Raw genomic sequence first — 23,410 nt, 5'->3', positions numbered from 1 at the left:
AATGACCCCCTTGCCTGTTTTCTACCTGAGCATCAGTCTGCTGCTGTACCTGCTAGCACTGTTCTTCGATGGCGCGCTGATGAGCGGCGAGCGCCACATGCCGGCCCTGCAGATGCTGCTGTACGGGCCTTGGGGCATGCCCTTCGGCTTGTACCAATGGTTTGCCAACCCGCTGCTGGCCCTGGCTATCCTTGGCCATCGGCGGTTTCGCCGGCTGGCGTTGCTGGCCGGGTTGGCGGCGACGTACCTGGCGGCCAGCAGCTTCGGCATCACTCGCTTGCCCGATAACCAGACCTATGAGTTCCATGACCTGACCGGTTTCGGGGCTGGCTTCTACCTGTGGCTGGCGGCGATGGTGGTGTTTTGCCTGGGCCAGGCCTGGCATTGCTGGAAGGCACGCAGCGCCGACGACATGCCGGGCTGGAGCTGGCTCGACGTGGCGTTGATTGCGGCGTTGGGTGTGGCACTTTATTCGGCTACGCAGATGCCATCGCTGCGCTTCGAGCCGGGCAAGGTGCTGATGCCGCCAGAACAACCGCAGACGCTGTGAAATTCACAAGGAGGATTTGCATGATCAAGCATTACCTGACAGGTCTGGCACTGGCCTGCGTGCTGCCAATGGCAGTGGCGGACGACTATACACCGGCCTATGGGCAGTGCATGGACAAGGCCTCCACTACTGTAGCCATGAGTGATTGCATCGGGACCGAGACACACGTTCAGGACCAGCGCTTGAATCGGGTGTACAAGCAACTGATGGCCAAGCTGGATACCGGGCAGCAGAAGAGCCTGCGCGATGTACAGCGCAAGTGGTTGGCCTACCGTGATGGCAATTGCCAGTTCCACGTGCAGGCCAGTGGCGGGACCATGGCGCAGCTGGAGGGTGGCAGTTGCCTGATGGACATGACCCGCGACCGCGCGGCGGAGCTGGAGCGGGTGCTTAGCCCGGGGCAGTGAGGTTGCCTGTTCCGGCCTCTTCGCGGGTGAACCCGCTCCCACAGGTTCTGTGCTGGCTTCAGGCTCATGCAATACCTGTGGGTTTTATTTGCGCGGCTCGCGCAGCGCCCGGGCCTTGAGGTACTCGCGCACTTCCACGGCATCCCCGGCAAACTCGATACGTTCGGCCTTGGCATCGCGCTGGTAGGCATACATCGGGTCGTAGTACTCGTTCAGCAAGCCTTCGATCCAGCCCCGGTGCAGGTCCACCGCGCCACTGCGCTGCTGCTCTTCCAGGGCTGCGCGCAGGATCTGCGACAAGCGCTGATGGCGCTCTCCGCCTAAACGCTTGTAGATGTTGGCCATGCTCTGCAACATGCGCTCGGCAAACAACCGGCGGCCATCTTCCTCGCCGTGTACGCTGACGAACTCGGCACTCAGGTTGACCACATAGTCGCGCAGGATGCGCTCCACGCGGCTGGCAAAGCTGTCTTCCAGCCATACCAGCGGATACTGCTGCATGCCCTGGTACAACTCCAGCGGCACCGTGCAACTGCCAACGATGCGGCCTTCATCTTCCAGTACGAACTGCTCGATGCCACGCGCGCGCTTCTTCAGCACGTCGATGGCCAACTGGTTCTCGAAATCGATCTGCGCCGGTTGCGCGGTGGCGCGCTTGCCGAAGCTGGAGCCGCGATGATTGGCGTGGCCTTCCAGGTCCAGCACGTTGCCCAGTTGGTGCAGGACATCGGTCTTGCCGGTGCCGGTCAGGCCGCCCAACAGCACGAAATCGCATTGCTCCACCGCCTGCTGGGTGGTCTCTAGCAGGAAGGTACGCATGGCCTTGTAGCCACCTTTGACACGCGGGTACTGGATGCCCGCCTCATCGCGCAGCCAGCCCTGCACGATCTGCGAACGCATGCCACCACGGAAGCAGTACAGGTAACCTTCAGGGTGGGCCTGGGCAAATGCCGCCCAGGCCTCCAGGCGCGCCTGCTTGGTGGCGCCCCTGACCAGCTGGTGGCCCAGGGCGATGGCCGCGGCCTGGCCTTGCTGCTTGTAGCATGTACCGACCTTTTGCCGCTCCTGGTCGTTCATCAGCGGCAGGTTGACCACGCCGGGGAAGGCGCCCTTGGCAAATTCGACGGGGGCGCGCATGTCCATCATCGGCACGTCGTCGAGGAACAGCTGGCGGAAATCGGTGCAGTCGGGGCGCATCAGATCACCTCGACCGCGTGGCTCTGTCGCTCGACCAGCTTGCCGATCGGCGCCAGTTGCAGGCCCAGTTCGGCCGCCACGGCGAGGAACTCGGCTTCACCCTCCGGGGTAACCGCCACCAGTAAGCCGCCGCTGGTCTGCGGGTCGCACAGCAGGTGCTTCTGGTCGTCGCTCAGTGCGCCGATCTTGTGCCCGTAGCTGTCGTAGTTGCGCAGGGTACCGCCGGGGATGCAGCCCTCGGCCATGTAATGGTCGACGCTGGGCAGGCGCGGCACGGCGGCGTAGTCCAGGTGTGCGGTGAGGCCGCTGCCTTCGGCCAGTTCTACCAGGTGGCCGAGCAGGCCGAAACCGGTGACGTCGGTCATTGCCTTGACCCCGTCGAGCTTGCCGAAGCGGCTGCCGGGGGTATTGAGGGTGCACATCCAGTCGCGGGCCAGGCCCTGGTCCTGCGCACGCAGCTTGGCCTTTTTCTCGGCAGTGGTGAGGATGCCGATGCCCAGTGGCTTGGTCAGGTACAGCTGGCAGCCGGCGCTGGCGGTGTCGTTGCGCTTGAGGTGGCGCTTGCTGACCACGCCGGTGACGGCCAGGCCGAAGATCGGTTCGGGGGCGTCGATGGAGTGGCCTCCGGCCAGCGGGATGCCAGCTTCGGCGCACACTGCACGGCCACCGCGGATCACTTCACGGGCCACTTCTGGCGGTAATACGTTGACTGGCCAGCCGAGGATGGCGATGGCCATCAGCGGGTCGCCGCCCATGGCGTAGATGTCGCTGATGGCGTTGGTGGCGGCGATACGGCCGAAGTCGTATGGGTCATCGACAATCGGCATGAAGAAGTCGGTGGTCGATACCACGCCGCGCTCGTCGTCCAGCGCATACACGGCGGCGTCGTCACGCGAGGCGTTGCCGACCCACAGTTTCGGGTCCAGGGCCTGGGTGCCGCTTTCAGCGAGGATCACGTCCAGCACCTTGGGGGAGATCTTGCAGCCACAGCCGGCACCATGGCTGTACTGGGTCAGGCGAATCGGCTCGCTCATGTGTACCTCGGCAGGTCAATTTGTTGCGCGATTGTAGCAAAGCTGGCCTTTGAGCCTGCGCCTCTTATAATTCCCATGGTCGGCGGAATTGTCGGCGGATTTGTTGGCATAGTCCCGCTATTGAACCGGAGAACACCCATGCTCAAACGCCCCCTGGCGCTCGCCGCCGGCCTCGTGCTGTCTTGCTGTGCCGTTGTCGTCCAGGCCGCTGAAACCCTGAGGGTCAGCGCCATCCCCGACGAAGCGCCAACCGAACTGCAGCGCAAGTTCAAGCCATTGGGCGAGTACCTGGCCAAACAACTGGGCATGGAAGTGAAATTCGTCCCGGTGGCCGATTACCCGGCAGTGGTCGAATCGCTGGCTTCCGACCGGCTGGACCTGGCCTGGCTGGGCGGCTTCACCTTCGTCCAGGTGCACCTGAAAGACCCGACCGCCACGCCGTTGGTGCAGCGTGAGCAGGATGCCCAGTTCACCTCCAAGTTCATCACCGCCAACCCTGAGGTGAAAAGCCTGGCCGACCTCAAGGGCAAGTCGTTTGCCTTTGGTTCCATCTCGTCCACCTCGGGCAGCCTGATGCCACGCTACTTCATGCTCAAGCAGGACAACATCAAGCCTGAAGAGTACTTCAGCCGCGTGGCCTATTCCGGCGCGCATGACGCCACTGTGGCCTGGGTGCAGGCCGGCAAGGTCGATGGCGGCGTGCTCAACGCCAGCGTGTGGCAGAAGCTGGTGGATGCCGGCAAGGTCGATACCGCCAAGGTGAAGGTGTTTGCCACAACCCCGACCTACTTCGACTACAACTGGACCGTGCGCGGCAACATGGACCCGGCGTTGAAAACCAAGATCAAGAAGGCCTTCCTCGACCTCGACCCGGCCAACCCGGAGCATAAGGCGATCCTCGACCTGCAGGCAGCCAGCCGCTTCATCGAGACCAAGCCTGAGAACTACGTGGGCACCGAGCAAGCTGCACGCGAGGCCGGCCTGCTCAAGTGACAGCTTCGAACGTGGCAATCCATCTGCACGACGCCACCCTGCGCCATGGCCAGGTGCGCGCGCTTGACGCGCTTAGCCTGCACATCGGGCAGGGTGAACGCGTCGCCATCATCGGGCCGTCGGGGGCGGGCAAGTCCAGCTTGCTGCACCTGATGGCCACGGCCATCCAACCCAGCAGCGGGCGCCTGGAGTTGCTCGGCGAGCAGCCTTGGGCGTTGTCTGCCAGGGCACGTCAGCGCCTGCGCGCGCGGGTTGGCCTGGTGCATCAGGCGCCGCCCTTGCCGCCGCGCCAACGGGTGGTCACGGCGGTACTGGCCGGGCGCCTGGGGCAGTGGGGTGCGCTGCGCGGCTTGCTCAACCTGCTGTACCCCAGTGATGTGCCGGGGGCGCGCCAGGTTCTGGCCGAGCTGGGCCTGGCCGACAAGCTGTTCGTGCAGTGCGGGCAATTGTCCGGTGGCCAATTGCAGCGGGTGGGCATTGCCCGGGCGTTGTACCAGCGGCCGCAGGTGTTGCTGACCGACGAACCGGTGTCGGCCATGGACCCGGTGCTGGCCGACCACAGCCTGGCCTTGCTCAACCGCCATGCCCAGGCCAACGGCGTGACCCTGGTGGCCAGCCTGCATGCCGTAGAACTGGCGCTGGCGCACTTCCCACGGGTGATCGGTATCCGCGAAGGGCAGGTGGCGTTCGATTGCCCGGCCGAGGCCGTTACCGAGCAGTTGCTGGACGCGTTGTACGCCAACGAACAACTGGCGTCGCCGCCAACCCAGGGCCCGACCCTGACTGTGCAGATTCCGCGATGCTGAAGGCTGACGCGCGCGACCCGGCCTTGTTGCCGCGGTTGCTGCTGACCCTGCTGGCCGTGGCCGTGCTGTGGCCTGGCATTGAGCTGAGCGAGCTGAACCCCGGAGTGCTGCTGCAGGCAGAGAACCGGCAGCAGATCGCCAGTTTTACCAGCGCCTTCTGGCCGCCGGCACACGATGCCGATTTTCTTTCGCTGCTGTACCAAGCCACCTTGCAAACCCTGGCCGTGGCTACTGCCGGCATGGCGCTGGCATTGTTGCTGGCGATCCCTGCCGGTCTGCTGGCCAGCCGCGCCTTGTCGCTGCGTGCTGCCTCCCGCGGCGGGCGGGCCGGGTTCTGGTCACGCTTGTTGCGCCTGCCGGTGCGCGGGCTGCTGATTTTCCTGCGTAGCGTGCCAGAGATTGTCTGGGCATTGCTGTTTGTGCGCGCCGTGGGCCTGGGGCCGACGGCGGGTGTACTGGCCATTGCCATCACCTACAGCGGCATGCTCGGCAAGGTTTACGCCGAAATCTTCGAGTCGGTCGACCAGCGCCCGGCGCATGCCTTGTTGCAGGCGGGCAGTGGCCGGCTGGCAGCGTTTTTCTACGGCATTCTGCCCAATGCCGCATCCGAAGTGGTGTCGTACACCGTGTACCGCTGGGAGTGCGCGGTACGGGCTTCGGTGGTGATGGGCTTTGTCGGCGCTGGCGGGTTGGGGCAGCAGATCGACCTGTCGATGCGCATGTTTGCGGGTGCCGAGGTAGCGAGCATGTTGCTGACCTTCCTGCTGCTGGTGATCCTGGCCGACCTGCTTAGCCGCCTGCTGCGCTGGAGGCTGGCATGAACCGGGCGATCAACCTGTTGCTGCTGGGCGCCATCGTGGCGGCAGTGATGGCCTCGTTCGCCTACCTGGAGTTGGACCTGCACGCGCTGGTCGGCAACGGTGGGCTGGGGCAGATGGGCGAGTACGCCGGGCGCTTCCTGCACCCGGACCTGTCTGCCGGGCACCTGCAAGCAGTGTGGCGCGGGGCGCTGGAGACCCTGGCCATGTCTGGCCTGGGCACCTTGTTGGCGATGGTGCTGGGGATGTTGCTGGCACTGCCAGCGGCGGGGCGCTTCGGTTGGCCGTTGCAGGGGGCGGCGCGGTTGCTGCTGAATGCCCTGCGGGCCATTCCGGAGCTGGTGTGGGCGGCACTGACCGTGCTGGCGGCCGGGCTTGGGCCGAATGCCGGCACCCTGGCTCTGGCGTTGCACACCGCTGGCGTGCTGGGGCGGCTGTTTGCCGAGGCCTTGGAAAATGCGTCGCCGGAACCAGCAGCGGCGATCCGCCTGCAGGGTGGCAGCCAGGTGACGGCGTTCTGCTTTGGTACCTTGCCCAACTTGTGGCCGCAATTGCTGGCCTACAGCTTGTACCGCTGGGAGAACAACATCCGCATGGCCAGCGTGCTGGGGTTTGTCGGGGCTGGGGGGTTGGGGCAGATGTTGTACACCACCTTGAGCCTGTTCCAGGAGGCCCAGGCCAGCACGGTGATCATCGGCATGCTGGTACTGGTGTTGCTGGTGGATATGTTGAGTGATGTGTTGCGCCAGCGGTATGTGCGGGCCTGACCGATAGCCGGGCCCTTGAGCTCATGTGCTAAGCCAGCTCCCCACACTGCGCCTCCCGCTGCATCGACTCCAGGTTGCGCTCAATGGTCTCACAAATGGTATCCATCTGGATCTGGTGCTCACTGAACCGAAACGGGCTCTGCAAATCCGTGCCGATCCGCTCGATAGCCAGCAACATGAACCCCACAACCGTCGAAGCCAGCGGCGTGAACCAGCCCAGCGACTCCACCAGCCCCACCGGCACGATCAGGCAGAACAGGGTGATGAACAGCCGCGGAAAATACACATAGGGGTAGGGCAACGGCGTGTTGGCAATCCGCTCCATGCCACCTTGGGCATTGGACAAGTCCACCAGCGTCGACTCCAGCCGCGCCAGGCGAATGCTGTCCAGCCGCCCGGCCTGGTATTCCCGCGCCAGCAAGGCCGCCGAGCCACCAAGAATGTCATTGGCGAAGTTGTTCGAGCGGTTGCGCCGCTCGAACTCCGCCGGCGGGATAAAGGCCATGAGTTCATCAGGGCATGGCTCACCTTTCAGGTGCGCCGCCAGGCAGTTCACATAGGCGATATGCCGGCGCAGCAGGGTGGCCTTGACCGGGTTCAGGCCCTCGTCAGGGTCATCGATCAGGGTCAGCGTCTGCCGCGCGAAACTGCGCGAACCGTTCACCAGCGCCCCCCACAACGTGCGCGCCTCCCACCAGCGGTTGTAGGCGCTGCTATTGCGAAAACTCACCAGCACCACCAGTGCCGAACCCAGCAAGGTCAACGGGATCAATGGCAGGGTGAACTTGCTGTTGAAGAACAGCATGAAGTCGATGGTGACCAGCACATCCCAGATCAGCAGCCAGAACAGTGACCAGCCGATGTAGCCGATGGTCTTCACCACCAGGCGGTACTTGCGGGCGATGACGTCTTTCACGCGGGGCTACCTCGAAACGCGGGGAATGAAGGATCGGACGTCGAGGGGCGTCGAAGGTTCGGGTGCTGAATGTTGCAAGGGATTTAGGCGCTGATTTGAAGAGAAAAGTCTGACCAAGTTATGAGAGGTGCCTGAATTCCCGTCACGGATGAGGAGCGACAGAGTTAAGCGCTTCAATATCTGGAAACCGAGCGGTGCTGAAGGAGATGAAATGAGTGAAAAACTGATTCCGTTTGATATGGCTGGCTTGCTGAGCAGTGACGAGGCGATCAGTGAGTACCTTAGTCAGGTGCTATCAGATGGTGATACCGAAGAAATCATTCGGGCATTGGGGCATACCGCGCGGGCGCGAGGGATGACCCAGATCGCTGCCGAAAGCGGCTTGGGCAGAGAAAGCCTTTACAAGGCACTGAGTCCTGGCGCAAAGCCGCGGTTTGACACTGTTTTAAAAGTCATCCGGGCCTTGGGTGTCGATCTTCTCGTTCAACCTCATGCCGCGCCCCGTTAGCTGAATACCTGCTTCATCTGCACCAGCGCCACCCGCGTGCCATCCCACGCCTGGCGTTCCTCGATGCCGAATGGCACGAAGCCCAGCTGTGGATAAAGCAGCAAGCCTGCGGTGTTGTGATTGAAGCATGACACCCAGACCTCCCGGGCAGCGTATTGCTGGCGGGCGAGGTCGATCATGGCGGTGACCAGGTGATGCGCCACGCCATGGCCGCGGGCGGCCGGGGCCACCACTACATTGCCGAGGGCGCATACGCCGCCGTATTCGGCCTTGTAGAAGTTGGCGAAGGCCAGGACAGTGCCGTTGCTTTCCACCACCGTGGAGCCGCTGCGTTGGGCGATGGCGTCGCTGAGCTGGGTGGGGGTGAGGGGGTAGCTGGCTTTGGGGAACATGTAGAACAGTTCGTCCGGGCTTTGCGGGAAGCTGCAGAGGGTGGCGACGTCGTCAGGTTGGACGGGGCGGTGGGTCAGATGCATGGTAGGTCCTTCTTGCGTTGGCTGGCAGGGGCTCTTCGCGGGTAAACCCAGTTTTACTGGATGGCGCTGATCATCAGCAACATCGGCTATAGAGCCAGTACAGGAAGAATTGATTTGATAATCGTTATCATCTAATGTGCCATCCTCGCCCGGAGGGATACCCGTGATAAACGACGATCTGAGTCAGGTTTATGCCGAGCACAACGGATGGCTCAAGCAGTGGCTTTATCGCCGGCTGGGCTGTTCGGCGCAGGCCGCCGACCTGGCACAGGACACTTTCCTGCGGATACTCCAGGCCCAGCAGAAGGCGGGCGCCAGCCTCAGCCTGCAACGCCCCCGGGCCTACCTGGCAACGGTCAGCCGGCGCCTGGTCTACGACCATTTCCGCCGCCAGTCGCTGGAACGCGCCTACCTGGAAATGCTCGCGCAACTCCCCGAGCTGTTCGCGCTGTCTGCCGAGGAGCAGTGTTCCATGCGCGAAACCCTGCAGCAACTGGACGCACTGCTCGATACCTTCAAGCCAGTGGTGCGCTCGGTATTCCTGCTGGTGCAACTGGAGGGCCTGACCTACATCGAGGTGGCGCGCCGCCTGGGCATTGGCGAGCGCACGGTCAAGCGGCACATGGCCAATGCCCTGGAAGCCTGCATCCTGTTCGACGAAGACTTCTGATGCCCAGCCAGCAGCCCCGCATTACCCCGGAAGTGGCCCGGCAGGCGGCCAACTGGCACATGCTGATGCTCGACGCAGCCGTCAGCCCGGCCCAGCGTGCTGCCTGCAGCCGCTGGCGTGCAGCCGCGCCCGAACATGAACGGGCCTGGCAGAAAGCCTTGCGGGTGCAAGCCCAGCTTGGCCTGCTGCCCCAGCAGTTGGCCATGGGCACCTTGAACCGCGAGCGCCGCCAGGTGATGAAACAAATGCTGGCGTTGGCCATCGCCGCACCGCTTGGCTACGTGGGTTATCGCCAAGTTGTACCTAATGAGGCCTACGCCACGGGCGTTGGCCAGCACCAGCAACTGACGCTGGCCGACGGTACGCTGCTGCAGTTGAATACCGACACTGCGGTGGACGTGGATTTCGACGCGGATCAACGCCTGATCAGCCTGAGCCGTGGCGAAATCATGATCGACAGCGGGCCTGACGCCCACAGCTCCCATCACCGGCCATTACGTGTCGCCAGCGAACAAGGCCTGATGGAGGCTTTGGGCACTCGCTTCCTGGTTCGCCAGCGCGAGGGCACGACACAGTTGGCGGTGTTCCAGGGCGCGGTGTTGGTCACGCCCGCCCGTGGCCCCCGGCAAACCCTTGATGCAGGCCAGCAGCTTACCTTCGATGGCTGGGGGCAGGGCGCCGTGGCACCCGCCCGTGAACAGGACAGCCAATGGACGCACGGCCAGCTGGTGGTCGACGAAATGCCGTTGCGTGAGTTCCTCCGCGAGCTGGGGCGTTATCGACCGGGCTGGCTGCGCTGCCAATCCGACGTGGGGCAGCTGTTGATCAGCGGCGCTTTCCAGCTGGAAAACACCGACGCCATCCTGGCCGCGCTGCCCGCCACATTGCCGGTGCAAGTGGATTACCGCACCCGCTACTGGGTCACCGTTGGCAAGCGTTAATGAGAATTGGCCCGTTTTCCAGACTCATCAGTCCTTACCTGTGGAACTGCCACACATAAAGGGACAATTTCTCAATGATCCGCTCTTCTTCACCTGTCGCCACGACCGATCTCGCCATGGCTAAACCACGTGTGCCCAGCTATCGACGGGTGCTCGCCCTGAGCGCCCTGGCCATCGCCCTGCAGGGTGCTGGCGTGCACGCCTTGGCCGCGCCCACCCAGGCGCCACAAGCCTATAGCATCGCGTCCGGCAGCCTGGCCCAGGTGCTTGCCCGCTTCGCCAGTGAGGGAGGGATTACCCTGCAGTACACCTCGGAGCTGACTCGTGGCTTGTCCAGCCCAGGGCTGCAGGGGCAATACGGTATCGAGGAAGGCTTCCAGCACCTGCTTGCCGGCACCGGGTTGCAGGCCGTGCGCCGTGGCAACAACGTCTATGGCCTGCAGCCCGTTCCCTTGAGCGCAGCCTCCGGCGGCGCCGCCTTGAACCTGGAGCCGCTGAACATCAACGGCGTTCAGGATCAGGCGACCACCGAGGGCTCGGGCAGCTACACCTCCAACGCCGTCACCATCGGCAAGGGCACCCAGCGCCTCAAGGACATTCCGCAGTCGGTCAGCGTGGTCACGCGCAAGGCCATGGACGACCAGCGCCTCGACACCCTGGATGAAGTGCTGGAGAAGACCACCGGTATCACCACCCTGCAGAGCCCGTCGGGCGGCAAGTACATCTACTCGCGTGGCTTCGAGGTGGAAACCATCCAGTACGATGGCGTACCACTCGACCGCCGCTACTACGCCATCGGCAGCAGCTTCACCTCCGACACCCTGCTGTACGACCGTGTCGAAATCCTGCGCGGCGCCAACGGCCTGCTGCAGGGCAGCGGTAACCCCGGCGCGGCCATCAACCTGGTGCGCAAGCGCCCGAAGGCTGAGCCGTCCCTGTCGATAACCGCCAGCGCCGGCTCCTGGGATACCTATCGCCAGACCATCGACGGCAGCGCCCCGCTCAACGCCGACGGCTCGCTGCGCGGCCGCCTGGTGGCCGGCCATGAAGACCAGAATTACTTTTACGACACTGCCGAAAGCCGCAAGAACGTGCTCTACGGCATCCTCGAATACGACCTTAGCGACGCCACCACGGTAGCGGCGGGTGCCAGCGTGGAAGACTTGCACGCCACGCCGTTCTTCAGCGGCCTGCCGCGCAACAAGGATGGTAGCGCGGTGAACGTCAGCCGCTCGACCTTCACCGGTGCCGACTGGAACAAGTGGGACAACAAGCAGACCACCTACTTCGCCGACGTGACCCACGACTTCAACGAAGACTGGCGCCTGAAAGCCTCCGGCAGCTACATGCGCGAAACCAACTACATCCTCTACAGCTTCGGCCGTGGCGCGGTAGACCCGGCCACCGGTAACGGCATGCGCTCGCGTGCCTACATGTACGACTTCGAGAACATCAACAAGGGCGGCGACATCAACCTTACCGGCAAGTGGCGCGCGTTTGGCCGCGAGCACGAAGTAGTGGTGGGCGCCAACGCCAGCGACCTGCATACCGATGACCTGCAAGCCGGGTTCCTCAACCTGGGCCCGATCAATATCTATGACCCGGTTTCGCCACAGCGCCCGAGCATGGATCAACTGCTGGGCGCAGAAGGTACCAACACCTACCCGGGTACCTCCAAGGCCAAGATCCGCCAAAGCGGGATATACGCGGTGACCCGCTACAAGCTGACCGACCCTCTGACCCTGGTACTGGGCGGGCGAACCAGCAACTACACGTACGACTACGAACTGAACCGCTTCAACGGCGTATCGCCAACCCCGGCCCATGCGCGGGAAAGCGGCGAGTTCACGCCTTATGGTGGCCTGATCTATGCGCTGAACGATCAGTGGTCGGCGTACGTGAGCTACGCCGACATTTTCAAGCCGCAGACCGAGCTGAGCGTGGATAACGCCCCGCTGAAACCCATCGTAGGTTCCAACTATGAGATGGGCCTGAAAGGTGAGTTGTTCGACGGCCGCGTCAACACCAGCTTCGCGCTGTTCCAGGTCGACCAGGAGAACCGCGCCCAGGCCACCCTGTGCGGGGATAACGGTGGCGAGAACTGCTACGTGGCGGGCGGCAAGGTGCGTACCCAGGGCTTCGACGCCGAGATCAGCGGCGAAGTGCTGGACCGCATGCAGCTGTTTGCCGGCTACACCTACACCCATACCGAATACCGCAACGACCCGCAGGATGGCGAGTCGGAGGCGGGTGGCACCTTCAACACCTACACGCCTCGGCACCTGCTGCGTTTCTGGGCCGACTACAACCTGCCGGGTCAACTGGACCAGTGGACCGTGGGCGGTGGTGCCAACATTCAGAGTCGCAACTACCACGGCAACTTTGGCGGTACCGATGGGGTAGGGAAGATCGAGCAGGCGGGGTATGCCATCTGGAATGCGCGCCTGGCCTACCAGATCAACAAGAACTTCAGCGTGTCGCTGAACGGCAACAACCTGTTCGACAAGAAGTACTACTCCAGCATTGGCTGGCTGTATGCGGCGAACTACTACGGCGATCCGCGCAACTACACCGTGACCCTGCGGGCGGATTTCTGAGGCCTGCGCGTCCTCCACTTGTCACGGATGCTCCCCGGTTCTGCGTGTGTTCCGGGGGCAATTTACATTAGAAATGCAGAGTTATTCGTGCCGCGATCTTGATCGCCGAGTTGCGTCTTCAATGCGTTGAAGTGCTCCCTGACCGTCGTTACGACGTATTCCCAGAACGCCAGGTTCTCGACCGTCTGGCTAACCACTTGCAAAGGTAAAAATCTGCGCATCTCATTCTGAAAATCTTGCCTTGTCAGCTCCAGATCCAAGCTGGCCATCCGTTCATCTCCCTGCTTGAAGAGCACTTCGGCAGTGGTCATATGATCGGCGAGCTTTTGCTCAGCTAGCGCGTAGGCGGGCGCCACGGCCCGCTGCCTCAGCCAGGCGATATCCCACAGATCACGATTTTTGATACGCCCTCGTCGCAGTGCAAATGCCAGAAGCTTGTCGACGAAGATCTCCTCCAGACTTTGCGCGTTGATGATCAAACCCTCCGTTCCCATGTCGACCCCATACGGATTCAACAAGGTCATCGGCCTGGGCTGATAGGAGGGAATGGCACAGATATCGATATGTATTTTCTGCGCTGGCAGGTGTCGGGCCTCGGGGCGCGTCTGTACGCGCAGCTTCCACGTCTCGACATTACCCTCTTCACGTGTAGGCTCGCTTACATCCACCTGCAATCCGTATTTTTCATTCAGGCTTGCAATTAGGTTTTCCTTCAGCGCAGCAAAATCCTCCCGTTTGAAATCTACGCCGCCGGTGAAGTCGAGGGCTTCGCTTAGCCGCCTGGAACCGTAGCAGGTCCGTAGGCATGTACCTCCGATGAAGCAGAGACCTTGCAACATCCCTGACTCGCTCAGAATTCGCATGATGTCGTGGTGTAGCAGCTCCTTTTCCACGACCACTTGTAGCGGGGCGAGGTCTGGTATGTTGGTCAGGGCCTGCTGGACTAGCTGGTCAAACAAGTTCATTGGCAATTTCCCAATCGATCAGGTCAAGGCTGCGCTTGGCGCGCTTCATGTCCGCGAGGGCAAGGGCCGGCTTGGCGCGCCACAACCGGCAGCGTTCGTCGTAGTCGATCTGGCCCTGAAGGTCGGCGGCCTTGCGTTTGGTGTGGATGAACTCAAGGGTGCCGAATGTACCGCAACGTATGATCTGGCTTCGCCCAGACGACATGAGGGTGATCCAGTTCAGGGGCACCTGCGAAATTACGCCTGCATCGCTGAGGGCAGATTCCAGGCTGATGTAGTTCAGGTTGTTCGCTCGCAGACGTGCAGCGGCGTGGTACAGAACAAGCCCTTGATTTGGCTTTACTGGGGTGTAGAGATAGAGGCCACGGCAGAGTCGGATCAAGGTGCTGTCGTTGGCAGCTCGGCTCAGTAGAGCCCGATAGGCGATATCGGAGAGGTCCGGGAGCAGGGCTCGCATATCTGCAGGGGTGAACAGGTAGCGTTGTGCAGTGGCTAACTGCTGCAGGCCTTTATAGAGACGTCGCAAGGGTTGTTCGCGCATGGCGGTGGCTCTACACAAAGTCACGATCAGTGACACCAAGTGTAGATCCGCAGCCTTCATGATGCACAGTAAGTTACATTTTGTGTAACTTACTGTTGAGTGAAGAGGGGCGGCGGTGCGATGGCCGATTAGCAGACGAAAAAAACCGACCATAAGGTCGGTTTTTTCCGGATTTTGGTGCCCCGAGGGAGACTCGAACTCCCACTCCTTTCGAAAACGGATTTTGAATCCGCCGCGTCTACCAATTCCGCCATCAGGGCATGTGGCGCGCAGTATAGAGAGGTGCCGCTAGTCGGTCAATCGGCTTTCATGGTCAATTTTCACACATTGGGCTAAACTTCCCGGCCCTGCCGAACCGAACATCATCATGCGCGTCGCCGATTTTTCCTTCGAACTCCCTGATTCCCTGATCGCCCGCCACCCGCTGGCCGAGCGCCATGGCAGCCGTCTGCTGGTCCTCGATGGGCCGAGCGGCGCGCTGGCGCACAGGCAATTCCCCGACTTGCTCGAATACCTGCGCCCCGGCGACCTGATGGTGTTCAACAACACCCGGGTGATCCCGGCGCGGTTGTTTGGCCAGAAAGCCTCCGGCGGCAAGCTGGAAGTGCTGGTGGAACGCGTGCTCGACAGCCACCGGGTGCTGGCCCATGTGCGTGCCAGCAAGGCGCCCAAGGAAGGCGCGGTCATCCTCATCGATGGCGGTGGCGAGGCCGAAATGGTCGCGCGCCACGACACGCTGTTCGAACTGCGCTTCACCGAAGAGGTGCTGCCACTGCTCGACCGTGTCGGCCATATGCCGCTGCCGCCCTACATCGACCGCCCCGACGAGGGCGCCGACCGTGAGCGCTACCAGACCGTGTACGCCCAGCGCGCTGGTGCGGTTGCCGCGCCTACCGCAGGCCTGCACTTCGATGAGGCGCTGCTGGAAAAGATCGCCGCCAAGGGCGTCGAGCGGGCCTTCGTCACCTTGCACGTGGGCGCGGGTACCTTCCAGCCGGTACGGGTCGACAAGATCGAAGACCACCACATGCATAAAGAATGGCTCGAAGTGGGCCAGGATGTGGTCGATGCCATCGAGGCCTGTCGCGCCCGTGGCGGCCGGGTGATCGCGGTCGGCACCACCAGCGTGCGCTCGCTGGAGAGCGCGGCGCGTGACGGCGTGCTCAAGGCCTTCAGTGGCGACACCGATATCTTCATCTACCCTGGCCGGCCGTTCCATGTGGTCGATGCCCTGGTCACCAACTTCCACCTGCCGGAGTCCACGCTGCTGATGCTGGTCTCGGCCTTCGCCGGCTACCCCGAGACCATGGCCGCCTACGCGGCGGCGGTCGAGCAGGGGTACCGCTTCTTCAGTTACGGTGATGCCATGTTCATCACCCGCAATCCGGCGCCACGCGGCCCCGAGGATCAAGCATGAGTCGCACCTGTCGAATGTCCTTCGAATTGCTGGCCACCGACGGCAAGGCCCGTCGTGGTCGCATCACCTTCCCACGTGGCACCGTGGAAACCCCGGCGTTCATGCCGGTGGGTACCTATGGCACGGTCAAGGGCATGCTGCCACGCGATATCGAGGCCATTGGCGCCGAGATGATCCTCGGCAACACCTTCCACCTGTGGCTGCGCCCGGGCACCGAGGTGATCAAGAAACACAACGGCCTGCACGACTTCATGCAATGGAAAGGCCCGATCCTCACCGACTCCGGCGGCTTCCAGGTGTTCAGCCTGGGTGCCATGCGCAAGATCAAGGAAGAGGGCGTGACCTTCGCCTCGCCGGTCGATGGCTCCAAGGTATTCATGGGCCCGGAAGAGTCGATGCAGGTACAGCGTGACCTGGGCTCGGACGTAGTGATGATCTTCGACGAGTGCACCCCATACCCGGCCGAGCACGATGTGGCGCGCACCTCCATGGAGCTGTCGCTGCGCTGGGCCCAGCGCTCGAAGAATGCCCACGCCGACAACACCGCGGCGCTGTTCGGCATCGTCCAGGGCGGCATGTACCAGGACCTGCGCATGCGCTCGCTGGAAGGCCTGGAAAACATTGGCTTCGACGGCCTGGCCATCGGCGGCCTGTCGGTGGGCGAGCCCAAGCACGAAATGATCAAAGTGCTGGATTACCTGCCGGACCAGATGCCTGCTGACAAACCTCGTTACCTTATGGGGGTAGGCAAACCGGAAGATCTCGTTGAGGGTGTGCGCCGCGGCGTCGACATGTTCGACTGCGTGATGCCCACGCGTAACGCACGCAACGGTCATCTGTTTGTCGATACAGGGGTGATCAAGATCCGCAATGCGTTCCATCGCCATGATGATTCGCCGCTGGATCCGACCTGTGACTGCTATACCTGCACCAACTTCTCGCGCGCCTATCTGCATCACCTGGACAAGTGCGGCGAAATGCTGAGCAGCATGCTGAATACCATCCACAACTTGCGCCATTACCAGCGCTTGATGGCCGGTTTACGCGAGGCTATTCAACAGGGTAAATTGGCCGCCTTTGTCGACGCCTTCTACGCCAAGCGCGGGCTTCCCGTACCGCCCTTGGGCTGACTGTCCGCATCCATTATTAGAAAATTACATTAGGAGTGCCCAATGAGCTTCTTGATCCCCGCCGCATACGCGGACGCTGCAGCACCTGCCGCCGGCCCAGCCGGTACCGGCTTCGAGTGGATTTTCCTGGTCGGTTTCCTGGTCATCTTCTACCTGATGATCTGGCGCCCACAGGCCAAACGTGCCAAAGAGCAGAAGAACCTGCTGAGCAACTTGCAGAAAGGTGACGAAGTTGTCACCAATGGCGGCATCGCCGGCAAGATCGTCAAGGTTTCCGATGACTTCGTGGTACTGGAAGTTTCCGACACTGTCGAGCTGAAGTTCCAGAAGGGCGCGATTGCCGCGACCCTGCCAAAAGGTACGCTCAAGGCTATCTGAGTTACCGGTTTTATTTTCCAGTCGGGGCGCGCAACGCGCCCCGCGTCTTGAACGGGCGGCGTGATGCTGAACAAATACCCTCTGTGGAAATATGCACTGATCGTGCTGGTACTGGTGGTCGGTTTCATTTATTCCGCTCCCAACCTGTACCCGGATGACCCGGCGGTGCAGATCAGTGGTGCCAGCTCGGCGCTGCATGTTAACCAGGCCGACCTCGATCGCGTCAGCAAGGCGCTGGTCGATGCCAAGATCGCCGTAAAAGGCGCAAGCCTGGGTGAGAAGGGCAGCGGGCTGATCCGCCTGACCAGTCAGGAAGACCAGCTGCCAGCCAAGGATGTAGTGCGCAAGGCACTGGGCGATGATTACGTCGTGGCCCTGAACCTGGCCCAGACTACCCCGCAATGGCTGCGCAGCCTGGGTGCAAGCCCGATGAAGCTGGGCCTGGACCTGTCCGGTGGTGTGCACTTCCTGCTGGAAGTGGACATGGACAAGGCCATGAGCGCCCGCATGAAAGTCTACGAAGGCGAGGTCAAGACCTTGCTGCGCAAAGAGCGCATCCGCTACCGCAGCCTGCCCCAGCAGGATGGCGGCATCATGCTGGGCTTCGCTGACGATGCTACCCGCGAACAGGCACGTGCCCTGATCCGCAAGAATTTCAATGACTTCGACCTGACCACCACCGAGCGCAACGAGCTTGCGGTGCTGCGTCTGGCGCTGACTCAGGCGAAAGTCGCCGAGATCCGCGAATACTCGATCAAGCAGAACCTCACCACCGTGCGCAACCGCGTGAACGAGCTGGGCGTGGCCGAGCCGCTGGTACAGCGCCAGGGCGCCAACCGTATCGTGGTCGAGCTGCCAGGCGTGCAGGACACTGCCGAAGCCAAGCGTATCCTCGGTAAAACCGCCAACCTGGAGTTCCGCTTCGGTGCCGAGCCGGGTGCATCCAAGGCCACTACCGAGGTGTTCGAGTTCCGTGAGGGCGGCCGTTCCGCACCGGTCGAGCGCGGCCTGATCATCACCGGTGACCAGGTTACCGACGCCCAGGCCAGCTTCGACGAACACGGCCGCCCGCAGGTGAACATCCGCCTGGATGGCCACGGTGGCGAGCTGATGAGCCGTGCTACCCGTAGCAACGTCGGCCGCAGCATGGCGGTGATCTTCATCGAGCAGAAGCCGGTTACCCGCTACGTCAAGCAGACTGTCGATGGCGTCGAGAAGGACGTTGCCGTACAAAGCTTCGTCGAAGAAAAGAAAATCATCAGCCTGGCGACCATCCAGTCGCCGCTGGGCAGCCAGTTCCGCATCACCGGCCTGAACGGCCAGGGCGAATCGTCGGAACTGGCCCTGCTGCTGCGTGCCGGTGGTCTGGCCGCGCCAATGTACTTCGCCGAAGAACGTACCATTGGCCCAAGCCTGGGTGCCGACAACATCACCAAGGGTATCGATGCGTCGCTGTGGGGCATGCTGTTCGTCTCGCTGTTCATCATCGCCATCTACCGCGGCTTCGGCGTGATCGCCACCATCGCCCTGGCGGGCAACATGGTCCTGCTGCTGGCGCTGATGTCGCTGCTGGGCGCTACCCTGACCCTGCCGGGTATTGCCGGTATCGTGTTGACCATGGGTATGGCGGTAGACGCCAACGTGCTGATCTTCTCGCGTATCCGCGAAGAGCTTAATGCTGGCATGTCGGTGCAGCGCGCCATCCACGAAGGCTTCAACCGCGCCTACACCGCGATCATCGACGCCAACCTGACCAGCCTGCTGGTTGGCGGCATCCTGTTCGCCATGGGTACCGGCCCGGTCAAAGGCTTTGCGGTCACCATGTCCCTCGGGATTTTCACCTCGATGTTCACCGCCGTCATGGTGACCCGTGCAATGGTCAACCTGACCTGCGGCGGGCGTGACATCAAGAAGCTGTGGGTTTGAGGGAGCTGCGATGAAAACCATCAACTTCATGGGCGTGCGCAATGTCGCGTTCGCCATTACCTTGCTCCTCACCGTGCTGGCGTTGTTCAGCTGGTGGCAGAAGGGCCTGAACTTTGGCCTGGACTTCACCGGCGGTACGCTGATCGAGCTGACCTACGAGCGCCCGGCCGACCTCAAGGCGGTACGTGCCGAGTTGGTCGACTCAGGCTTCCACGAGGCTGTGGTGCAGAGCTTTGGCGCTACCACCGACCTGTTGGTGCGTATGCCGGGTGATGACCCGCAGCTGGGCAACAAGGTAGCCGCAGCCCTGCAAAAGGCTGGCGGCGACAACCCGGCCACAGTCAAGCGCGTCGAGTTCGTCGGCCCGCAGGTGGGTGAAGAGCTGCGCGACCAAGGTGGCATGGGCATGCTCCTGGCACTGGGCGGCATCCTCATCTACCTGGCCTTCCGCTTCCAGTGGAAGTTCGCCGTGGGTGCGATCATCTCGCTGATCCACGACGTGGTGGTGACCCTGGGTATCCTGTCGTTCTTCCAGATCACCTTCGACCTGACGGTTCTGGCGGCGGTGCTGGCGATCATCGGCTACTCGCTGAACGACACCATCGTCGTGTTCGACCGGGTACGTGAGAACTTCCGCGTCATGCGCAAGGCCTCGCTGATCGAGAACATCAACGTTTCCACCACCCAGACCCTGCTGCGCACCATCGCCACCTCGGTTTCGACCTTGCTGGCCATTGCTGCGCTGCTGTTCTTCGGTGGTGACAACCTGTTCGGTTTCTCGCTGGCCCTGTTCATCGGCGTCATGGCCGGTACCTACTCGTCGATCTACATCGCCAACGTGGTACTGATCTGGCTCAACCTGAGCAGTGAAGACCTGATCCCGCCAGCCAAAGCCGAGGGTGTGGACGAGCGCCCGTAAGCGTTTTTTACACACCGTTTGGCGGCATGAAGGCGCGAGTGTTGAACTCGCGCCTTTTTTTTCGCTCCAAGGCTGGGAGAAGGCGGGTTGGACCCGCGGGTATGATCAGGAGGTTCATGTGAACAAATCAATGCTAGTGGGTGCGGTACTGGGTGCTGTCGGTGTGACTGCCGGAGGTGCTGTCGCGACCTACAGCTTGGTCAACAAGGGGCCTGAGTATGCGCAGGTCACTGACGTGCAGCCGATCAAACAACAGGTAAAAACCCCGCGCGAGGTCTGCAAGGACGTCGCTGTGACCCGTCAGGCGCCAGTCAAGGACCAGCACCAGATCGCCGGTACAGTGGTGGGCGCTATAGCCGGTGGCCTGCTGGGTAACCAGATTGGTGGTGGTACCGGCAAGAAGATCGCCACCGTGGCCGGTGCGGTCGGTGGTGGTTACGCCGGTAACAAAGTGCAGGAAGGCATGCAGGAGCGTGACACCTATACCACCACGCAAACCCGCTGCAACACGGTCAACGACATCAGCGAGAAGGTGGTGGGCTACAACGTGAAGTACACCATTGGTGACCAGGTGGGGCAGGTGAAGATGGACCGCGAGCCCGGCTCGACCATTCCGCTGGACAAGAATGGCAAGCTGATCCTCAGCGAAGCTGGCCAGTGATGTTGTTGCCTGTACCGGCCTCATCGCCGGCACAGGCGGCGCAAATCATCAGGTATAAAAAAAGCACCCCGAGGGGTGCTTTTTGTTTGGCGGCAACCTGCGCTTAGCGCTTCATGCTCTCTGGCAGGTGCGGCTGGATAGCGGTCAGCACGGCCTTGAAGCACTTGATGTTGCCCGCAACGATATGGCCCTTGTCGAGGAAGTCATGGCCACCGTTGAAGTCGCTGACCAGGCCGCCAGCTTCCTGGATCAGCAGCACGCCGGCTGCCATGTCCCATTCGGACAGGCCCGACTCCCAGAAGGCGTCGAAGCGGCCTGCGGCCACGTAGGCCAGGTCCAGGCTGGCGGAGCCGGCGCGGCGGATGCCGGCGGTCTGGCCAGTCAGGGCGCGGAACATGCCCAGGTAGTTGTCCATGTCGGCCATCTGGTTGTCACGGAACGGGAAGCCGGTACCCAGCAGGGCGCCTTCCAGGCTGGTGCGCGAGCTGACGCGCAGGCGGCGGCCGTTGAGCTGGGCGCCCCGGCCACGGCTGGCGGTGAATTCTTCCTGGCGAACCGGGTCGACGATCACGGCGTGTTCAAGGCGGCCACGGTATTTGCAGGCGATGCTGACGGCGAAGTGCGGGATGCCACGCAGGAAGTTGGTGGTGCCGTCCAGTGGGTCGATGATCCACAGGTAATCCTTGCCTTCTTCGCCGCTACCCGCGTGCAGGCCGGTTTCCTCGCCCTGGATGGAGTGGTTCGGGTAGGCCTTGCGCAGGGCGTTGACGATGCTCTGCTCGGCGGCGCGATCGACTTCGGAAACGTAGTCCTTGGCCTCTTTCTCATCGACCTTGATGCTATCCAGGCGTTCGATGGAGCGGAAAATCAGTTCACTGGCGCTGCGAGCGGCGCGCAGGGCGATATTCAGCATAGGCTGCATGGGCGGGTCACCTGGAGATGTTAAAGAAGAAAGCCGATCATTCTAGCAGAAAACTTTGGCGGCAGAAGTGTCACATTTGCTTTCATGGCGTTACGTCTGTCGGTTCTGTAAGATCGAAGGCCCTGATTCCTGCATCTGTGAGCACAACACCTTGCTGCAAAATATTCGTGTTGTTCTGGTCAATACCAGCCACCCCGGCAACATCGGCGGCGCTGCGCGTGCCATGAAAAACATGGGCTTGTCGCGCCTGGTGCTGGTGCAGCCGAAAGAGTTCCCCGCCGTGGATGCCAGTGCCCGTGCTTCGGGCGCCGACGATGTGCTGGACAACGCCCTGGTGGTCGACAGCCTCGAACAGGCACTGGTTGGCTGCAACCTGGTAATGGGTACCAGCGCCCGCGAGCGCAGCATCCCCTGGCCGCTGATCGGCCCGCGCGAGTGTGGTGCCAAGGCGGTGGAGCATGCCAACGGTGGCGAAGAGATCGCCCTGGTGTTCGGGCGTGAACACGCCGGCCTGACCAACGAAGAACTGCAGCGATGTCACTTCCACGTGCACATTCCCTCCAACCCCGACTTCAGCTCGCTGAACCTGGCGGCCGCCGTGCAGGTGCTCTCTTATGAGGTGCGCATGGCCTGGCTGGCCGCCGGTGCAGCGCCGGGCAAAGTCGAGAAGGTTGACGCCAGCGAGCTGGCGACCATGGACGAAATGGAGCTGTTCTACGACCACCTGGAGAAAACCCTCGTGGGCATCGGCTTCCTCGACCCCGAGAAGCCCAAGCACCTGATGCCGCGCCTGCGCCGGCTGTATGGGCGGGTGGCGGTCGAGCGTTCGGAAATGAGCATTTTGCGCGGCATCCTTACCGAGACCCAGAAGGTGGTCCGGGGCGAGCCGCATAAACGGAAGGACTGACAGATGTTTGAACGCCTGCGTGAAGATATTCAAAGCGTATTCCACCGTGACCCGGCTGCGCGCAATGCCTTCGAGGTGCTCACCTGCTACCCGGGCATGCATGCCATCTGGCTGCACCGCCTGGGCAATGCCCTGTGGAAGCGTGATTTCAAGTGGCTGGCCCGGTTGGTGTCGAACTTCGGCCGCTGGCTGACCGGTATCGAGATCCACCCGGGTGCCACCATTGGCCGGCGCTTCTTTATTGACCATGGCATGGGCATCGTTATTGGCGAAACTGCCGAGATCGGTGATGACGTCACCCTTTACCAGGGTGTGACCCTGGGCGGCACCAGCTGGAATAAAGGCAAGCGTCACCCCACCCTGGAAAACGGCGTGGTGGTAGGGGCGGGGGCCAAGGTGCTGGGCCCGTTCACGGTCGGCGCCGGGGCCAAGATCGGCTCCAATGCGGTGGTGACCAAGGCGGTGCCGGCCGGCGCCACCGCGGTGGGCATCCCGGGGCGGATCATCGTCAAGAGCGAAGACACAGAAGTCGAGGCCAAGCGCAAGGCCATGGCCGAGAAGATCGGTTTCGACGCCTACGGTGTCAGTGGCGACATGCCCGACCCGGTGGCTCGCGCCATCGGCCAGATGCTCGACCACCTGCAGGCAGTCGACGAGCGGCTGGAGGGTATGTGTGGCGCGCTGACCAAGATGGGCAGTGACTACTGTGCCAAAGAGCTGCCGGCGCTGCCGGAAGACGACTTCACCGAAGTTGCCCAGGTGGCCCAGCGCGACACTCAGTCGCATTGATTGCGCCGTGCTGAAATCATAGTGACATACGGGGCGTGTGCTCACGCCCCTCGTCTGCTACAATCGCGCCCGCCTCCCCGATGCAAACCCGACTAAAGCACTAGGTCTAATAGTTGACTTAAATGCTCGGGAATCGCATACTCGCACACATCCCGAAACTCCCGTGGTACCCAAT

At 62.3% G+C, this 23,410-nt stretch carries 25 protein-coding genes and 1 tRNA gene; 18 read left to right on the top strand and 8 right to left on the bottom strand.

Going from position 1 to position 23,410, the window contains the following annotated elements:
* Positions 1-10: 10 nt before the first annotated feature.
* A complete protein-coding gene (locus ABE456_RS15030) occupies positions 11-550 on the top strand; it encodes a hypothetical protein (RefSeq protein ID WP_346644621.1) in 540 nt (179 codons plus the stop codon).
* 20 nt (positions 551-570) lie between these two features.
* Positions 571-957 carry a lysozyme inhibitor LprI family protein gene (locus tag ABE456_RS15025; protein WP_346644620.1) on the top strand — a complete coding sequence of 129 codons (387 nt, stop codon included), beginning with the start codon at positions 571-573 and terminating at the stop codon, positions 955-957.
* Positions 958-1,041: 84 nt separating this feature from the next.
* Here ABE456_RS15025 and mnmH read toward each other — a convergent pair whose 3' ends face one another.
* Positions 1,042-2,154: a tRNA 2-selenouridine(34) synthase MnmH gene (gene mnmH / locus ABE456_RS15020; RefSeq protein ID WP_346644619.1), complete on the bottom strand. Its 1,113-nt coding sequence runs from the start codon at positions 2,152-2,154 to the stop codon at positions 1,042-1,044.
* Positions 2,154-3,188, bottom strand: a complete 1,035-nt coding sequence (gene selD, locus ABE456_RS15015; RefSeq protein WP_346644618.1) for a selenide, water dikinase SelD — start codon at positions 3,186-3,188, stop codon at positions 2,154-2,156. Before selD ends, mnmH begins: the two co-directional genes overlap by 1 nt.
* A 138-nt stretch (positions 3,189-3,326) precedes the next feature.
* Between selD and ABE456_RS15010 the strand changes: the two genes are divergently transcribed.
* From ABE456_RS15010 to phnE, 4 genes are read left to right on the top strand one after another with little or no spacing between them, the layout of a single operon-like run.
* Positions 3,327-4,181 carry a putative selenate ABC transporter substrate-binding protein gene (locus ABE456_RS15010; RefSeq protein WP_346644617.1) on the top strand — a complete coding sequence of 285 codons (855 nt, stop codon included), beginning with the start codon at positions 3,327-3,329 and terminating at the stop codon, positions 4,179-4,181.
* Positions 4,178-4,987, top strand: a complete 810-nt coding sequence (locus ABE456_RS15005) for an ATP-binding cassette domain-containing protein (RefSeq protein WP_346644616.1) — start codon at positions 4,178-4,180, stop codon at positions 4,985-4,987. Before ABE456_RS15010 ends, ABE456_RS15005 begins: the two co-directional genes overlap by 4 nt.
* Positions 4,981-5,808 carry an ABC transporter permease subunit gene (locus tag ABE456_RS15000; protein WP_346644615.1) on the top strand — a complete coding sequence of 276 codons (828 nt, stop codon included), beginning with the start codon at positions 4,981-4,983 and terminating at the stop codon, positions 5,806-5,808. The genes ABE456_RS15005 and ABE456_RS15000 overlap by 7 nt, the downstream gene beginning before the upstream one ends.
* Positions 5,805-6,572: a phosphonate ABC transporter, permease protein PhnE gene (gene phnE / locus ABE456_RS14995; protein ID WP_346644614.1), complete on the top strand. Its 768-nt coding sequence runs from the start codon at positions 5,805-5,807 to the stop codon at positions 6,570-6,572. The genes ABE456_RS15000 and phnE overlap by 4 nt, the downstream gene beginning before the upstream one ends.
* 28 nt (positions 6,573-6,600) lie before the next feature.
* Here phnE and ABE456_RS14990 read toward each other — a convergent pair whose 3' ends face one another.
* A complete protein-coding gene (locus ABE456_RS14990) occupies positions 6,601-7,488 on the bottom strand; it encodes a bestrophin family ion channel (RefSeq protein WP_346644613.1) in 888 nt (295 codons plus the stop codon).
* A 211-nt stretch (positions 7,489-7,699) separates the two neighbouring features.
* On the opposite strand from ABE456_RS14990, the gene ABE456_RS14985 reads away from it, so the two are divergent.
* Entirely contained in the window at positions 7,700-7,996 is a 297-nt protein-coding gene (locus ABE456_RS14985; RefSeq protein WP_346644612.1) for an addiction module antidote protein, read from the top strand.
* Here ABE456_RS14985 and ABE456_RS14980 read toward each other — a convergent pair.
* On the bottom strand, positions 7,993-8,472 hold the full coding sequence (locus ABE456_RS14980) for a GNAT family N-acetyltransferase (RefSeq protein ID WP_346644611.1): 480 nt from the start codon (positions 8,470-8,472) through the stop codon (positions 7,993-7,995). The genes ABE456_RS14985 and ABE456_RS14980 overlap by 4 nt on opposite strands.
* 163 nt (positions 8,473-8,635) lie before the next feature.
* Here ABE456_RS14980 and ABE456_RS14975 point away from each other — a divergent pair, with 163 nt between their 5' ends.
* From ABE456_RS14975 to ABE456_RS14965, 3 genes are all read left to right on the top strand, one after another.
* A complete protein-coding gene (locus ABE456_RS14975; protein WP_346644610.1) occupies positions 8,636-9,142 on the top strand; it encodes a sigma-70 family RNA polymerase sigma factor in 507 nt (168 codons plus the stop codon).
* Positions 9,142-10,083, top strand: coding sequence for a FecR domain-containing protein (locus tag ABE456_RS14970; protein ID WP_346644609.1), 942 nt, complete (start codon positions 9,142-9,144; stop codon positions 10,081-10,083). Before ABE456_RS14975 ends, ABE456_RS14970 begins: the two co-directional genes overlap by 1 nt.
* A gap of 116 nt (positions 10,084-10,199) precedes the next feature.
* Positions 10,200-12,680 (top strand): TonB-dependent siderophore receptor, encoded by a 2,481-nt coding sequence (locus ABE456_RS14965; RefSeq protein ID WP_346644608.1) that lies wholly within the window; start codon positions 10,200-10,202, stop codon positions 12,678-12,680.
* A gap of 62 nt (positions 12,681-12,742) precedes the next feature.
* Here ABE456_RS14965 and ABE456_RS14960 read toward each other — a convergent pair whose 3' ends face one another.
* From ABE456_RS14960 to ABE456_RS14950, 3 genes are all read right to left on the bottom strand, one after another.
* Complete coding sequence (locus ABE456_RS14960) at positions 12,743-13,645, bottom strand: nucleotidyl transferase AbiEii/AbiGii toxin family protein (RefSeq protein WP_346644607.1); 903 nt, start codon at positions 13,643-13,645, stop codon at positions 12,743-12,745.
* On the bottom strand, positions 13,632-14,186 hold the full coding sequence (locus ABE456_RS14955; RefSeq protein WP_346644606.1) for a hypothetical protein: 555 nt from the start codon (positions 14,184-14,186) through the stop codon (positions 13,632-13,634). The genes ABE456_RS14960 and ABE456_RS14955 overlap by 14 nt, the downstream gene beginning before the upstream one ends.
* 175 nt (positions 14,187-14,361) lie before the next feature.
* A tRNA-Leu gene (locus ABE456_RS14950) sits at positions 14,362-14,446 on the bottom strand.
* A 107-nt stretch (positions 14,447-14,553) separates the two neighbouring features.
* Between ABE456_RS14950 and queA the strand changes: the two genes are divergently transcribed.
* The 6 genes from queA to ABE456_RS14920 all read left to right on the top strand — a co-directional run bounded on the left by queA (position 14,554) and on the right by ABE456_RS14920 (position 20,617).
* Positions 14,554-15,603 (top strand): tRNA preQ1(34) S-adenosylmethionine ribosyltransferase-isomerase QueA, encoded by a 1,050-nt coding sequence (gene queA / locus ABE456_RS14945; RefSeq protein ID WP_346644605.1) that lies wholly within the window; start codon positions 14,554-14,556, stop codon positions 15,601-15,603.
* Positions 15,604-15,617: 14 nt separating this feature from the next.
* Entirely contained in the window at positions 15,618-16,733 is a 1,116-nt protein-coding gene (gene tgt / locus ABE456_RS14940) for a tRNA guanosine(34) transglycosylase Tgt (protein ID WP_346644628.1), read from the top strand.
* A gap of 42 nt (positions 16,734-16,775) precedes the next feature.
* A complete protein-coding gene (gene yajC / locus ABE456_RS14935) occupies positions 16,776-17,111 on the top strand; it encodes a preprotein translocase subunit YajC (protein ID WP_008092587.1) in 336 nt (111 codons plus the stop codon).
* A gap of 63 nt (positions 17,112-17,174) precedes the next feature.
* Complete coding sequence (gene secD / locus ABE456_RS14930; RefSeq protein ID WP_346644604.1) at positions 17,175-19,037, top strand: protein translocase subunit SecD; 1,863 nt, start codon at positions 17,175-17,177, stop codon at positions 19,035-19,037.
* A 10-nt stretch (positions 19,038-19,047) separates the two neighbouring features.
* Positions 19,048-19,956, top strand: a complete 909-nt coding sequence (secF, locus tag ABE456_RS14925; protein WP_346644603.1) for a protein translocase subunit SecF — start codon at positions 19,048-19,050, stop codon at positions 19,954-19,956.
* Between the two features lie 118 nt (positions 19,957-20,074).
* The gene (locus tag ABE456_RS14920) at positions 20,075-20,617 is read left to right on the top strand and encodes a glycine zipper 2TM domain-containing protein (RefSeq protein ID WP_346644602.1); all 543 of its coding nucleotides are present in this window, start codon (positions 20,075-20,077) and stop codon (positions 20,615-20,617) included.
* Between the two features lie 103 nt (positions 20,618-20,720).
* On the opposite strand, the gene suhB is transcribed toward ABE456_RS14920, so the two are convergent.
* Positions 20,721-21,539, bottom strand: coding sequence for an inositol-phosphate phosphatase (suhB, locus tag ABE456_RS14915; protein WP_016713212.1), 819 nt, complete (start codon positions 21,537-21,539; stop codon positions 20,721-20,723).
* 151 nt (positions 21,540-21,690) lie between these two features.
* Here suhB and trmJ point away from each other — a divergent pair, with 151 nt between their 5' ends.
* The gene (trmJ, locus tag ABE456_RS14910; protein ID WP_346644601.1) at positions 21,691-22,446 is read left to right on the top strand and encodes a tRNA (cytosine(32)/uridine(32)-2'-O)-methyltransferase TrmJ; all 756 of its coding nucleotides are present in this window, start codon (positions 21,691-21,693) and stop codon (positions 22,444-22,446) included.
* 3 nt (positions 22,447-22,449) lie between these two features.
* Positions 22,450-23,235: a serine O-acetyltransferase gene (cysE, locus tag ABE456_RS14905; RefSeq protein WP_016501401.1), complete on the top strand. Its 786-nt coding sequence runs from the start codon at positions 22,450-22,452 to the stop codon at positions 23,233-23,235.
* Positions 23,236-23,410: the final 175 nt, after the last annotated feature.

The sequence above is a fragment of the Pseudomonas sp. TWI929 genome, from assembly GCF_039673335.1.
Lineage (GTDB): Bacteria > Pseudomonadota > Gammaproteobacteria > Pseudomonadales > Pseudomonadaceae > Aquipseudomonas.
Note: the sequence above shows the minus strand (reverse complement) of the source record. Positions and strands in the feature narration are given on the sequence as shown.